This is a genomic window from Streptomyces sp. MspMP-M5 (assembly GCF_000373585.1).
Lineage (GTDB): Bacteria > Actinomycetota > Actinomycetes > Streptomycetales > Streptomycetaceae > Streptomyces.
In genome coordinates this window covers 145,526-159,541 of record NZ_KB891880.1, presented here as the reverse complement: position 1 = coordinate 159,541, position 14,016 = coordinate 145,526, and the positions used below count along the sequence as shown (strand labels likewise).

Annotated in this window: 10 protein-coding genes and 1 pseudogene; 10 read left to right on the top strand and 1 reads right to left on the bottom strand. The window is 69.6% G+C overall.

Annotated features, from left to right (window positions below):
* Positions 1-206 precede the first annotated feature (206 nt).
* From ndk to B073_RS0110540, 6 genes are all read left to right on the top strand, one after another.
* Positions 207-620, top strand: a complete 414-nt coding sequence (gene ndk, locus B073_RS0110565; protein WP_018538063.1) for a nucleoside-diphosphate kinase — start codon at positions 207-209, stop codon at positions 618-620.
* A gap of 298 nt (positions 621-918) precedes the next feature.
* Complete coding sequence (locus tag B073_RS0110560) at positions 919-1,938, top strand: rod shape-determining protein (protein ID WP_003985182.1); 1,020 nt, start codon at positions 919-921, stop codon at positions 1,936-1,938.
* A gap of 239 nt (positions 1,939-2,177) precedes the next feature.
* Positions 2,178-3,107, top strand: a complete 930-nt coding sequence (mreC, locus tag B073_RS0110555; protein ID WP_018538062.1) for a rod shape-determining protein MreC — start codon at positions 2,178-2,180, stop codon at positions 3,105-3,107.
* 3 nt (positions 3,108-3,110) lie between these two features.
* Complete coding sequence (gene mreD / locus B073_RS0110550) at positions 3,111-3,845, top strand: rod shape-determining protein MreD (protein WP_018538061.1); 735 nt, start codon at positions 3,111-3,113, stop codon at positions 3,843-3,845.
* A 51-nt stretch (positions 3,846-3,896) separates the two neighbouring features.
* Entirely contained in the window at positions 3,897-6,038 is a 2,142-nt protein-coding gene (mrdA, locus tag B073_RS0110545; protein ID WP_018538060.1) for a penicillin-binding protein 2, read from the top strand.
* Positions 6,035-7,249, top strand: a complete 1,215-nt coding sequence (locus B073_RS0110540) for an FtsW/RodA/SpoVE family cell cycle protein (protein ID WP_018538059.1) — start codon at positions 6,035-6,037, stop codon at positions 7,247-7,249. The genes mrdA and B073_RS0110540 overlap by 4 nt, the downstream gene beginning before the upstream one ends.
* Positions 7,250-7,269: 20 nt before the next feature.
* Here the strand turns inward: B073_RS0110540 and B073_RS0110535 are convergent, their stop codons facing one another.
* A complete protein-coding gene (locus B073_RS0110535) occupies positions 7,270-7,716 on the bottom strand; it encodes an ATP-binding protein (protein ID WP_018538058.1) in 447 nt (148 codons plus the stop codon).
* A gap of 154 nt (positions 7,717-7,870) precedes the next feature.
* Between B073_RS0110535 and B073_RS0110530 the strand changes: the two genes are divergently transcribed.
* The 4 genes and pseudogenes from B073_RS0110530 to B073_RS0110515 all read left to right on the top strand — a co-directional run.
* Positions 7,871-9,466: a CYTH and CHAD domain-containing protein gene (locus B073_RS0110530; RefSeq protein WP_018538057.1), complete on the top strand. Its 1,596-nt coding sequence runs from the start codon at positions 7,871-7,873 to the stop codon at positions 9,464-9,466.
* A gap of 127 nt (positions 9,467-9,593) precedes the next feature.
* On the top strand, positions 9,594-11,513 hold the full coding sequence (locus B073_RS0110525) for a TIGR03960 family B12-binding radical SAM protein (protein WP_018538056.1): 1,920 nt from the start codon (positions 9,594-9,596) through the stop codon (positions 11,511-11,513).
* A 229-nt stretch (positions 11,514-11,742) separates the two neighbouring features.
* Positions 11,743-13,227: a hypothetical protein gene (locus tag B073_RS47110; protein WP_199788129.1), complete on the top strand. Its 1,485-nt coding sequence runs from the start codon at positions 11,743-11,745 to the stop codon at positions 13,225-13,227.
* A gap of 25 nt (positions 13,228-13,252) precedes the next feature.
* A pseudogene (locus B073_RS0110515) lies at positions 13,253-13,929 on the top strand (IS630 family transposase); the annotation flags it as partial.
* Positions 13,930-14,016: the final 87 nt, after the last annotated feature.

The following is a 14,016-nucleotide window of genomic DNA, read 5'->3' as shown; positions in this document are numbered from 1 at the left end:
CCCCCTGCCCCTCCGGCCCGTCCCCTCCCGTGGGGGGGGGTGGGAAAGACGGTGGGTGGGGGCTTCCGTGGGTGGGCGGGTAAAAGGCGGGGCGCAGGCCGCAAAAGCGGCGAACCCTCACGGCAGGGGAAGCCGGCAACCTCCGCCCCGTACCCAGGCGATAGCCTGGCGCCCCTGATCGTCGTTCAGATACCGGGAGTCCCTCCGTGAGCCAGCGCACCCTCGTCCTCCTCAAGCCCGATGCCGTCAAGCGCGGTCTGATCGGCGAGATCATCCGCCGCATCGAGCGCAAGGCCGACTGGACGATCACCGCGCTGGAGCTGCGCACCCTCGACCGCGAGGTGCTGGAGCAGCACTACGCCGAGCACGTCGGCAAGCCGTTCTACGAGCCGCTGGTGGAGTTCATGTCCTCCGGGCCGGTCGTCTCGCTGGTCGTCGAGGGCGAGCGGGTCATCGAGGGTGTCCGGGCGCTGGCCGGGCCCACTGACCCGATTGCCGCGCCCAGTGGGTCCATTCGTGGGGACTTCGGAACGATCACCCGAGAAAATCTCATCCACGCCTCGGATTCCGAAGAGTCCGCCGAGCGCGAGATCAAGATTTTCTTCCCTGGCATTTCTTGATCCGAAGAGTACGGCCAACCCCCTTGTGACCAGGGGCGACCGGTGAAATCATCGGTCGCCCCTCGGTGTATTCGCCGCGAGCGGGGGAACGCGTTCCCGCGACACGACGTCACCATTAAGGGGGGCGGGTGCGTGTACGGCTGACAATGGCGGAACGGCCTCCTGCCGTGTTCGAGTGGGAACCCACTACGAACTACGATGGGGGCTTCCGCGCCGCACGGCGCATCACCTCCTGCCGACCTCAAAGTAAGCATTCGCTCCAGTTGGGAAGGCCAGACGTATCCTCATGGGGAACAACATGTCGTTCATCGGCCGTGACATGGCTGTCGACCTCGGGACCGCCAACACGCTGGTGTACGTCAGGGGCCGCGGAATCGTCCTCAACGAACCGTCGGTCGTGGCCATCAACACCAACACCGGCGGCATCCTCGCCGTCGGCGCCGAGGCGAAGAAGATGATCGGCCGGACCCCCGGCAACATCGTCGCCGTACGGCCCCTGAAGGACGGGGTGATCGCCGACTTCGAGATCACCGAGCGGATGCTCCGTTACTTCATCCTCAAGATCCACAAGCGTCGCTACCTCGCCCGTCCGCGGGTGGTGGTCTGCGTTCCCTCCGGTATCACGGGAGTTGAGCGCCGCGCGGTCATCGAGGCGTCGACCCAGGCCGGCGCCCGCCAGGTGCACATCATCGAGGAACCGATGGCGGCCGCGATCGGCTCCGGCCTCCCGGTCCACGAGGCCACCGGCAACATGGTCGTGGACATCGGCGGCGGCACCACCGAGGTCGCGGTCATTTCGCTCGGCGGCATCGTCACCGCCCAGTCCATCCGGGTCGCCGGCGACGAGCTGGACAACGCGATCATCCAGCACATCAAGAAGGAGTACAGCCTCCTGCTGGGCGAGCGCACCGCCGAGTCCATCAAGATCACCATCGGTTCGGCGTACGACCTGGAGCAGGACGAGCACACCGAGATCCGCGGCCGCGACCTGGTCTCCGGTCTGCCCAAGACCGTCGTCATCTCCGCCGCCGAGGTCCGCAAGGCCATCGAGGAGCCGGTCAACTCCATCGTCGACGCCGTCAAGACGACCCTGGACAAGTGCCCGCCGGAGCTGTCCGGTGACGTGATGGACCGCGGCATCGTTCTGACGGGTGGCGGCGCCCTGTTGCGCGGCCTCGACGAGCGGCTGCGCCGGGAGACCGGCATGCCGATCCACATCGCCGAGGACCCGCTCGACTCGGTCGCGCTGGGATCCGGCAAGTGCGTCGAGGAGTTCGAGGCGCTCCAGCAGGTCCTGGACTCCCAGCCGCGCCGCTGAACCACCGGTCCCGGCCCGTCGCGCGGGCGTCACACGGCGTTCGCGCGGGCCGGGCACCATACAGAAACGGCCGATCCGCCCGGCGGATCGCCGGGCCATACCGCAACGCCCCCACAGACACGGTGCACTGACGCTCCACCACCGCGCCGTCACAGCAAGGCACAACGCTCAACCCCCGAACGAGACCGGCGGGGCCCGCAGCCGGCCGGTCCTTACGAGGAAGGACACGGCCGCCGCACGTGAGGGACACACGAGAGAGCCGGCTGCTGCTGGTGCTGCTGATCGCGATCGCGTTCGCGCTGATCACGGTCGATATCCGCGGCGGCGAACAGTCCCCGCTCGATGGCGCCCGGCAGGCCGCCGCCTCCGCCTTCGGCCCGGTCGAACGCGGCGTGGCCCGCCTCGTCAACCCGGTCGGCAACGCCGTCAGCGCCGTACGCGACTCCGGCGAGCGCCACAACCGCATCAGCGACCTGGAGCACGAGAACGCCGCGCTGAAACTCAAGCTCGGCTCCCCGGACCGCAACCGCAACCGCGCCGCCGAACTCGACAAGATCCTCAAGACCGCGGCCGCCGGCCAGTACGCGATCAAGGGCGCCGAGGTCATCGCCATCGGGTCCGCGCAGGGCTTCTCCTGGACCGTCACCATCGACGCCGGCAGCCGCGACGGCATCGTCCGCGACATGACCGTCCTCAACGGCGACGGGCTGGTCGGCCGGATCACCACCGTCACCCCGCACACCTCCACCGTGCTGCTCGCCGCCGACCCGGAGTTCACCGTCGGCACCCGGATGGAGAAGACCAACGAGATCGGTTTCGCCAACGGGCAGGGCGTCCGCTCGCTCCGCGTCGAGCTGCTCAACGGCCGGGCCGACGTCAAGAAGGGCGACCGGCTGGTCACCTTCGGCTCCAGCAAGGACAAGCCGTTCGTGCCCGGGGTCCCGGTCGGCGCGGTCACCAAGGTCGAGCCGCTCAACGGCGATCTGACCCGCACCCTCCAGGTCCGGCCGTTCGTCACCTTCTCCTCCCTCGACGTCGTCGGCGTCGTCGTCCAGCCGCCCCGCAAGGACCCGCGGGACACCGTCCTCCCACCCCCGGTCAAGCCCAGGCCGACGCCGACGGTCACCGTCACGGCCACCCCCTCCGAGAGCGCTTCACCCAGGAGCTGACCGATGCGCATCAACCGGATCCTGCTCGCCGCCCCGCTGGCGGTGGTCGCCCTGATCGTCCAGGTCGGCATCCTCGCCAGACTCCATCTGCCGGGCGCCGTACCGGATCTGCTGATGCTGGTGGTGGTGGGCCTGGCCCTGGTCTACGGTCACGTCGGCGGCTCGCTGATCGGCTTCGGCGCCGGGCTGCTCGCCGACCTCGCCCCGCCCGCCGACCACGCCATCGGCCGCTACGCCCTCGTCCTGTGCGTCATCGGCTACGCCGCGGGCCTGACCAAGCCGGACACCGGCCAGCACCGCTCGGCGACCCTGCCGCTGGTCGTCGTGACCGGCGCCGCGATCGGCTCGACGCTGCTGTACGCCGGCGTCGGCTCCCTCGTCGGCGACACCGCGGCCCGTCATGTCGGCCTGGTCGGGCTGCTGCTCAGCGCCACTCTCTACGATCTGCTGCTCGCCCCCTTCACCGTTCCGCTGGTGATGGCGGTGGCGCGCAGAACCGAGCACGATCCGCTGGCCACGGACGCCGGCGGCACCACCGGGGCGGTCGCCGGGCGACAGGGCTGGGTGGGCGGCGGCTCCGGCGGCGGGTCGTGGGCCGGCGGGTGGCTCACCACCGGCACCGGCCTGAAGGCCAGCCGCAACGCCATGAAGGCGATCCGCACCGGCCGGGTGCCCAAGCCGGGCCGCGGCGGGCGCACCAAGGGGGTCAAGGGCATCAAGGGGGTCAAGCGCCTGTGAGCAATGCCCACCCGTCGCCCGCCGCCACCCTCAAAGGAGGCGCTGCGCGCCATGAGTAACATTCCTGAGACGGGGCGGACCTCCCGTATCAACACCCGGCTGATCGCCATTCAGATCCTGGTCTTCTCGCTGCTGGCGACGCTCGGCGGGCGGCTCTGGTACCTCCAGATCCGCAACGGCCAGGAGTACGCGGCCAAGGCCAGGTCCAACCACGTCCAGCAGGTCATCGAGCCCGCCACCCGCGGCTCCATCCTCGACGCCCGCGGCGTGCCGCTGGCCGACAACCAGACCCGGCTCGTGGTCTCCGCCAGCCGCACCGACCTGATGAAGATGAAGGACGGCGGCAAGGCCGTCCTCGCCCGGCTGGCCAAGGTGCTGGACATGCCGGTGCAGGAGATCCGCAACAAGGTCCGGCTCTGCGACGCCAAGACCCCGCAACCCTGCTGGAACGGCTCGCCCTTCCAGCCGATCCCGATCACCGACAAGGCCACCACCCAGCAGGCCCTGCAGATCCGCGAGCGCGCCGAGGACTTCCCCGGCGTCAGCGCCCAGCCCACCGCCGTCCGCCGCTACCCGGCCCCCGGCAAGGCCAACACCGCGCAGGTCCTCGGCTACCTCTCGCCGGTCACCGACGCGGAGATCCAGAAGGCCAAGAACGGCCCGTCGCCGCTGCTGCGCTCGGACCAGGTCGGCCGGTCCGGCCTGGAGCGGCAGTACGACAACTACCTGCGCGGCAAGGCCGCCGTCACCCGCTACGAGGTCGACAACCTCGGCCGGGTCATCGGCCAGGCCGACAGCGACAAGGGCCAGGCCGGCTCGACGCTGGTCACCAGCATCGACGCCCGCGTCCAGGCCATAGCGGAACAGCAGCTCGACAAGGCCATGAAGGACGCCCGCACCCAGATGGACCGGAACACGGGCACCAACTACAAGGCCGACTCGGGCGCCGTCGTCGTCATGGAGGCGAAGACCGGCCGGGTGGTGGCGATGGCCTCCAACCCCACCTACGACCCCAACTCCTGGGTCGGCGGGATCTCCGGCAAGGACTACGCCAAGCTGACCGGCAAGAGCTCCAACTACCCGCTGCTCAACCGCGCCATCCAGGGGCAGGCCGCCCCCGGCTCGATCTTCAAGGTCATCTCGACCTCGGCCGCGGTCAACGCCGGCTACCCCTTCGACGGCCACTACCCCTGCACCAGCGCGTACAGCATCGGCGGCCAGGTCTTCCGGAACTTCGAGGGCGAATCGGAGGGCGACATCAGCCTGGGCCGCGCGCTAGAGGTCTCCTGCGACACCGTCTTCTACCGGATCGGCCACGACGAGTGGAAGAAGGACGGCGGGGACAAGCCGGTCCAGAACCCCCGCGACTGGTTCTACAGGACGGCCCACCAGTTCGGTCTCGGCAAGGAGACCGGCATCGACCTGCCCAACGAGGTGCGTGGCCGGGTCCCCGACCGCCAGTGGAAGAACGCCTTCTGGAAGGCGAACAAGGACAGTTGGTGCGCGCACCCCAAGGACGGCAACGACTACGTCTCCAAGCTCGCCCGGGAGAACTGCCTCGAAGGCATGAAGCTGCACGCCTACGACTCGATCAACTACGCCATCGGCCAGGGTGACACCCTCGTCACCCCGATCCAGATGGCGACGATCTACGCGGCGCTCTCCAACGGCGGCACCCTCTACAACCCCCTCGTCGGCAAGGCCGTCGTCAGCCCGGACGGCAAGTCGGTGAAGACGATCCGGCCCCAGGCGCACGGCCACCTGCCGGACACCCAGGCGACCATCCAGCAGATCGACGCCGCGCTCCAGGGCGTGACCGAGCGGGGCACCGCCGCCTGGCGCTTCCAGGGCTGGCCGCAGGACAAGATCCCGATGCACGCCAAGACCGGTACCGCCGAGGTCTACGGCAAGCAGACCACCTCGTGGTTCGCGACGTACACCAAGGACTACGCGGTCGTGATGACCATCTCCCAGGGTGGTACCGGCTCCGGCGCCTCCGGCCCGGCCGTCCGCAACATCTACAACGCGCTCTACGGCGTCAACGACAAGGGCGAGATCGACCCCAAGGCCGCGCTGCTCCCCGCCCCGGAGAACAAGCTGCCCAAGATCGAGAGCGACGGCACCATCCTCGCGCCGCCCATCAAGCCGCCGGCCGACCCGTCGCCGTCCCCCTCCGGGAGCCCCCAGCAGTGACCACGCCGCTCTTCTCCCGGACCTTCTCCGTCCGCCGCTACGCCCCCGACCGCGGCGTCTGGGGCCGGCTGACGGCACGCGACTCCGTGGTGCGCCGGCTCGACTGGATACTGCTGCTGTCCTGCCTGGTGCTCTCCCTGATGGGGGCGCTGCTGGTCTTCTCCGCCACCCGCAACCGCACCGAACTCAACCGGGGCGACGAGTACTTCTTCTTCGTCCACCACCTGCTGAACACCACCATCGGCATCGGGCTGGCCGCCGGCACCATCTGGCTCGGCCACCGCACCCTGCGCGGCGCCGTGCCGGTCCTCTTCGGCGCCTCGGTGGTGCTGGCGATGCTCGTGCTGACGCCGCTCGGCGCCACCATCAACGGCTCGCGTTCCTGGCTGGCGATCCCCGGCGGCTTCTCGCTCCAGCCCGCCGAGTTCACCAAGATCACCATCACGCTGGGGATGGCGATGATCCTGGCGGCCCGGGTCGACGCCGGCGACCGCCCGTATCCCGACCACCGCACCGTCGTCCAGGCGCTGGGCCTGGCCGCCGTCCCGGTGGGCGTGATCCTCCTGATGCCCGACCTCGGCTCGGTGATGGTGCTCGGCGCCATCATCCTCGGCGTGCTGCTGGCCAGCGGCTGTTCGAACCGCTGGATCCTGGGCCTGCTGGGCACCGGCGTCGTCGGCTGCGTCGCCATCTGGCAGCTCGGACTGCTGGACGCCTACCAGATCGCCCGGTTCGCCGCGTTCGCCAACCCGAGCCTGGACCCGGCCGGCGTCGGCTACAACACCAACCAGGCCCGGATCGCCATCGGCGGCGGCGGGCTCACCGGCTCCGGCCTCTTCCACGGCAGCCAGACCACCGGCCAGTTCGTCCCCGAGCAGCAGACCGACTTCATCTTCACCGTCGCCGGCGAGGAACTGGGCTTCCTCGGCGCGGGCCTGATCCTCCTGCTGCTCGGCGTGGTGCTGTGGCGCGCCTGCCGGATCGCCCGCGAGACCGGCGAGCTCTACGGCACGATCGTGGCCGCCGGCATCATCGCGTGGTTCGCCTTCCAGGCTTTCGAGAACGTCGGGATGACCCTGGGCATCATGCCCGTCACCGGTCTGCCGCTGCCGTTCGTCTCCTACGGCGGCACGTCGATGTTCGCGGTGTGGATCGCCATCGGGCTGCTGCAGTCGATCCGCGTCCAGCGGCCGGTCTCCGCCTCCCGCTGAGGCCGCCGCGCCCGCGCCGGTCAGCGGCCCGTGTGCAGCTCGAACCACAGGGACGTGGTGTGCGGCGGCCCCTCGAACGGGGTCGTCCCCCAGTCGTCGGCGAGCCGGCTGATCAGCAGCAGCCCGTGCGCCGGGTCCCGGTCGCCGGGCGGACGGGACGGGGACGGGAGCAGCGCCGGGCCCTCGTCGTGCACGCTGATCCGCAGACCGTGCGCCGCGGTCAGCACCCGCAGCAGGATGTCCGCGGAACCGGGCGTGCGGAGATGGGCCCTGGTGACCGCCTCCGAGGTGAGCAGGACGGCGGTGTCCCGGAGCGCGGCGAGCGGCCCGTCGCCCAGCACCGCCCGGACGAAGTCCCGGGCGGTCTTCGGGGTGCCGGGCCGGCTGGGCGCCGTCAGCAGATATGGGCGGGCGCCCGCCGCGACGCGGAAGGCGGGCCGGGCGAGGGCTGCGGTGTCGGGGTGCACGGTGTCTCCCGGAGTCGGTCGAGCCGATCACCACGCTGTGTGCGCGGCTAGTCACACACCGTAAAACACCGTGCGCCGGCGGTGCCACCCGTTCTTGGCGCATATCGATGCCGGACGGCTGGTCGGCCGCCGCGTGGCTGACTAGATTCGATGCATGGCGGACACCGTGCGGGAAATCGAGCGGAAATACGAAACGGGCCCCGACGCCGGCCGGTTGCCCGACCTGACCCGCGCCGGCCGGGTCGCCACCGCGACGGAACGCGCCCCCCAGGACCTGGACGCCGTCTACTACGACACCGCCGACCAGCGCCTCGCCGCGGACGGCGTCACCCTCCGCCGCCGCACCGGCGGCCCCGACGAGGGCTGGCACCTCAAACTCCCGGTCGCGCTCCCCGAGGTCACCGGCGCGGTGCGCGACGAGATCCGCGCCCCGCTCTCCGACGCCCCGCCCGCCGAACTCACCGCCCTGGTCCGCTCCCGGGCCCGTGGCGCCGCCCTCGTCCCCCTCGTCCGCCTCCGCACCCGGCGCACCGTCCACGACCTCCGGGACGCCGCCGGCCGGCCGCTCGCCGAGGTCGCGGTGGACGAGGTGCGGGCCCGGCGGCTGCACCCGGAGGGCGCGAAGCGGAAGACCCGCTGGCGGGAGATCGAGGTCGAGCTGGCCCCCGGGGCCGGCGCCGGGGCCGGACAGGAACTGCTGGACGAGGTCGAGCGGGTCCTGACCGAGGCCGGTGCGCGTCCCGCCGCGGCGCCGTCGAAACTGGCCCGCGCCCTGGCGGAGACCGCGCCGGGGAACCTGCCGGAGGCCGCCGCCCGGCCCGCCCCCGAGGGACCCGAGGCCGCCAAGGGCGCCGACCGCCCCGCCGACACCGCCGGTGACGTGGTCCTCCGCTACGTCCGCGCGCAGGTGCGGGCCCTCGTCGAACTGGACCCGGCGGTCCGGCGCGATCTGCCCGACGCGGTGCACCAGATGAGGGTCGCCACCCGTCGGCTGCGCAGCGCCTTCCGCTCGTACGCCAAGGTTCTCGACCGTGCCGCCACCGACCCGCTGGGCGCCGAACTCCAGTGGCTGGCCGCCGAGTTGGGTGCCGGTCGGGACCAGGAGGTGCTCGCCGACCGGCTCACCGCCGCACTGGCCGAGGTACCCCGCACACTGCGGCTGGGACCGGTCTCGGCCCGGCTGCGCACCTGGTCGGTCCGGCGCCGCGCGGGCGCCCGCGACCGGCTGCTCGACGCCCTCGACGGCCCCCGCTACCTCGCCCTCCTGGACGACCTGCACGCCCTGCTCGGCGCCCCTCCGCTGCGCGGCCCCGCCGCCCGCCCCGCCCGGTCCGTCGTCGCCGGCGCCGTCCTCAAGGACTACCGGCGGCTGGCCCGCCGCATCGAGACCGCCCTCGACACCCCCGCCGGGCCGGCCCGCGACGAGGCCCTGCACAGCGCCCGCAAGGCCGCCAAGCGCACCCGGTACGCCGCGGAGGCGGCCACCCCGGCGCTCGGCCGCCCGGCCCGGAAGTTCACCCGGCGCGCCAAACAGCTCCAGCAGCTGCTCGGCGACCACCAGGACAGCGTGGTCGCCCGCGCCGCCCTGCGCGAGCTGGCGACCCAGGCCCACGGGGCCGGTGAGAGCGGCTTCACCTTCGGCCTGCTCCACGGCCGCCAGGAGGCCCTCGCGGACCGCCGCGAACAGGAGCTGCCGGGGCTGTGGGCGAAGGTCTCCCGCCGCCGGCTCCGCGAGGCGCTGCGGGCGTGAACGGGGCGGCGCCCCCGCCCGTCCCCACGGCGTCCCGGGGCGCCGCCTTCCAGGATCGCCGTCCGGAGGGCACCCCCGAGCGGGTTACGCTTGTGAGTCGCCCCTTGTCCGTCCACGAAGGTTCGAGATGTCCGAGTCGGTTTTCCCGCAGCTCGAAGCTCTGCTCCCGCATGTGCAGAAGCCCATCCAGTACGTCGGCGGTGAGCTGAACTCCACGGTCAAGCCGTGGCAGGAGTGCGACGTCCGCTGGGCGCTCATGTACCCCGACGCCTACGAGGTCGGCCTGCCCAACCAGGGCGTCATGATCCTCTACGAGGTCCTCAACGAGCAGCAGGGCGTCCTCGCCGAGCGCACCTACAGCGTCTGGCCGGACCTCGAAGCGCTGATGCGCGAGCACAAGGTGCCCCAGTTCACCGTGGACAGCCACCGGCCCGTCGGCGACTTCGACGTGTTCGGCCTGAGCTTCTCCACCGAGCTCGGCTACACCAACATGCTCACCGCCCTGGACCTCGCCGGCATCCCGCTGGAGGCCAAGGACCGCACCGAGGACCACCCGGTGGTCCTGGCCGGCGGCCACGCCGCGTTCAACCCCGAGCCGATCGCCGACTTCCTCGACTGCGCGGTCATCGGCGACGGCGAGCAGGCGGTCCTGGACATCACCCGGATCATCCGCGAGTGGAAGACCGAGGGCCGCCCCGGCGGCCGCGACGAGCTGCTCTTCCGGCTGGCCCGCACCGGCAACGTCTACGTCCCCAAGTTCTACGACGTCGAGTACCTCGCCGACGGCCGCATCTCGCGCGTCGTCCCGAACCGCTCCGGCGTCCCGTGGCGGGTCTCCAAGCACACCGTCATGGACCTCGACGAGTGGCCCTACCCCAAGCAGCCGCTCGTCCCGCTGGCCGAGACCGTCCACGAGCGGATGTCGGTCGAGATCTTCCGTGGCTGCACCCGCGGCTGCCGTTTCTGCCAGGCCGGCATGATCACGCGCCCCGTGCGGGAGCGAAGCATCACCGGCATCGGCGAGATGGTGGACCGTGGCCTGAAAGCCACGGGATTCGAGGAGGTCGGCCTGCTGTCGCTGTCCTCCGCGGACCACACCGAGATCGGCGACGTGGCCAAGGGCCTCGCCGACCGGTACGAGGAAGACAAGATCGGCCTGTCGCTCCCGTCCACCCGGGTCGACGCCTTCAACATCGACCTCGCCAACGAGCTGACCCGCAACGGCCGCCGCTCCGGCCTGACCTTCGCCCCCGAGGGCGGCAGCGAGCGGATCCGCAAGGTCATCAACAAGATGGTCTCCGAAGAGGACCTGATCCGGACCGTCGCCACCGCCTACGGCAACGGCTGGCGCCAGGTGAAGCTCTACTTCATGTGCGGTCTGCCGACCGAGACCGACGAGGACGTCCTCCAGATCGGCGACATGGCGGTCAACGTCATCGCCAAGGGCCGCGAGGTCGCCAAGTCCAACGACATCCGCTGCACGGTCTCCATCGGCGGCTTCGTCCCCAAGCCGCACACCCCCTTCCAGTGGGCGCCCCAGCTCTCCGCCGAGGAGACCGACGCCCGCCTGGCCAAGCTCCGCGACAAGATCCGCGGCGACAAGAAGTACGGCCGCTCCATCGGCTTCCGCTACCACGACGGCAAGCCCGGCATCGTCGAGGGCCTGCTCTCCCGCGGTGACCGCCGGATCGGCGCGGTCATCCGCGCGGTCTACGAGGACGGCGGCCGCTTCGACGGCTGGCGTGAGCACTTCTCCTACGACCGCTGGATGGCGTGCGCCGAGAAGACGCTGCCCGACTTCGGGGTGGACGTCGACTGGTACACCACCCGCGAGCGCACCTACGAGGAGGTCCTGCCCTGGGACCACCTCGACTCCGGCCTCGACAAGGACTGGCTCTGGGAGGACTGGCAGGACGCCCTCGACGAGACCGAGGTCGAGGACTGCCGCTGGACCCCGTGCTTCGACTGCGGCGTGTGCCCGCAGATGGACACCCAGATCCAGATCGGCCCCACCGGCAAGAAGCTGCTGCCTCTGAGCGTGAAGTAGCCCACGGCCGGCAGAAACGGCCACGGACGCGAGCGGCACCGTACGTCGGCGGAGGCCCTCGGAACGCCTCTGCCGGCGCAGGGAGGCCCCTCGCATATCCACTCAGAGGTTGAGTGGGTGTGAGGGGCCTTCGGGCTGTCTTGTGGGCCTCTGCCGTCCGATGCTCGCCCTGGGGTGCGGGTGTGTGTCATTGCTGCAATGGCGGCAGCGGAGAGGTCACCCTTTGCTCGTGAGCAACCAGCCTCTTGTCGTTGTGGAGGCCCCGGACGGTCGGGGCTTGCGGGCCGTGCGCCTCCGGGGTGAAGTCATCGGCCGGATCTGGTCGCCGCGCGGCCTGCGAAGACTTCTGCGCCGGGCTGGCCTGCCTCCGGACATCGATCTCGATGATCCTGCATGCGTCAACTGGTTGGCGGACCCGACTTGTTGGCCCGACCGCCCGTGGCGACGGCGTGCTACCGGCGTGGGGATGGCGCTGGGACTTCTCGCATCCGCTGCGGTGCTGTTCCACGTAGGCGCGACGGACGCGTTCGGCGCTCTGGCGTACGGCGGGCGCATCGTGGGGGTCATCTTCATGACCGCGGCACTGGTGGAAGTGGTCGCGGTCCTGGCATTGTGCGATTACTGGGGGAAGAGGGCCCTGCGTTACTCAGGTGTGGCGGTCCTCCTGGGGGTTGGCACCGTAACGGTCACAGATCTAGTGTTCCTGATCGTTCAGTTTCAGGGTAGGGACTACACCCCTTTTCTCTGGCTGTGGATTGGCTTGGCGCTCTGGGCGTTCTGGGCGTTCTGGACGCTGACCCGGCAGAAAGTGTGGCGGGGGATTCCGCATCCTAAAGGCGTCGCTATGAGCGTGGTGGTGTCCGGTGCCATCGGACTCGCGAGCGTCGGCTATTCACAGCTTTATGTCCCATACGCAAGTCCGACAAAAATGCCGTTCAACGTCGCATTTGGTCAACCCGCCGTGAGTGCGGACGGGTCTTTGCTTCACGTTCCAGTGCATTTCAAAATCAGCAATCCCGGCTTGGCGGGAATTTTTGTTGCGGGTTCGTTTTGGGTGACCCAAGGTTATGTGACAAAGTTTAATTCCAAAGGTAGCGGGATGAGTGATTGGAAGCGCGACCTAGGGGCGCCGGGGGGACCTCAAACGCTGAGACATGTAACTTTCTCCCCCTCTCGCATGCTGGGCGCTGGACACATTTGGATCCCGGGTGTCTGGGTCCTCTCAGGTGCCGAATCATCGTCGGAGTCCATCATCGATGTGCCGTTGCGGTCCGGCCTCGGCCGTATCGCGGTTTTCACGTCCTTCGGGTTCGTAAGAGGCGATAAGTGTAAGCCGGCGAGCGACTATGGTGATTCTCTCGAAGTCTCTTGGGATGTGAAATCAAAAGACGAGCGACACACTCGGGATGCGCCTAGCTGGCTTGCGTATCCGGGTGACGAATTCTTGCGCTATCACGCCGAAATTTACCACAGTAGTGAAATGTTGAACCTGACGCACAGTGCTCGCTATCTGAACTCCTGGTGGGTTATTCCGCGATGGCGCGAGGGGGTGCCATTCGCCAAGGGTGACACCCTCCCTTACATGTACGCAGGGATCTCCCGCGACCCTGAAGCAACTCAGAGTCCGCCAGAAGGGGATTTGTGCGGAATGTACCAGATCAATCGGAAGACCGAAGCCACAGTTGCTCAGCTCCTGAAAGCGGCAAAAAGGTAGCTCACTTCCCACGCCGCTACTGCCCGCCCGTGTGAAGACCTTGATCGGGCGGCTGTTCCACGTCGGCTACACGGTGGAGGGCACGTGACGGCAGCTGAAACGTCATGGCTGGTCGTGGCAGCAGCCGGCTCGTCGGGCGATCGAGCGGGACGACGAGTCCGTCGAGCTGTGGAAGAAGAAGGTGTGGCCGCGGGGAAAAGCACCGCGGCGGCCGGCGGTGCCTGGATCGTCTGCGAGGGCGAAGCCAGCCAGTCACTGAGGCCGCCACGGGCCAGGACCTGGGGCCGCGTGGGCCGGACTCCGGTGGTGAGCGTCCGCGGCCGGGGCTCCGGACGCGTCTCCGTGGCCGGAATGACCTGTTTCAAGAAGGGGGAGCGTTCGCGGCTGATCTACAGCTTCCGCGTGCATCGCGGCCGCCGAGGCGAGCCCAAGGGCTTCATCCGGCGGGACCACCGCGACTTCATCGTGCGGGCACACATCCGGCTTGGCAGCCCGATCGTGCTGGTCTGGGACAACCTGCGAACTCACCTCATGCCGCAGATGAAGGCTTTCATCGCCGCGAACGAGGACTGGCTGACGGTCTTCCACTTCCCCGCCTACGCGCCCGACCTCACCCCGCAGGAAGGCATCTGGTCCCTGGTGAAACGGACCATCGGCAACCTCGCCGCCGCGAACCTCGACCAGATGGCCACCGCCGTCAAAACTGGCTGAACCAGGAGAGCGGAGTCACCAAAAGTCTGCCTCAATAGGTAGTTCAAACCATATGCCGCACAAAAGCCCCTGAACGCT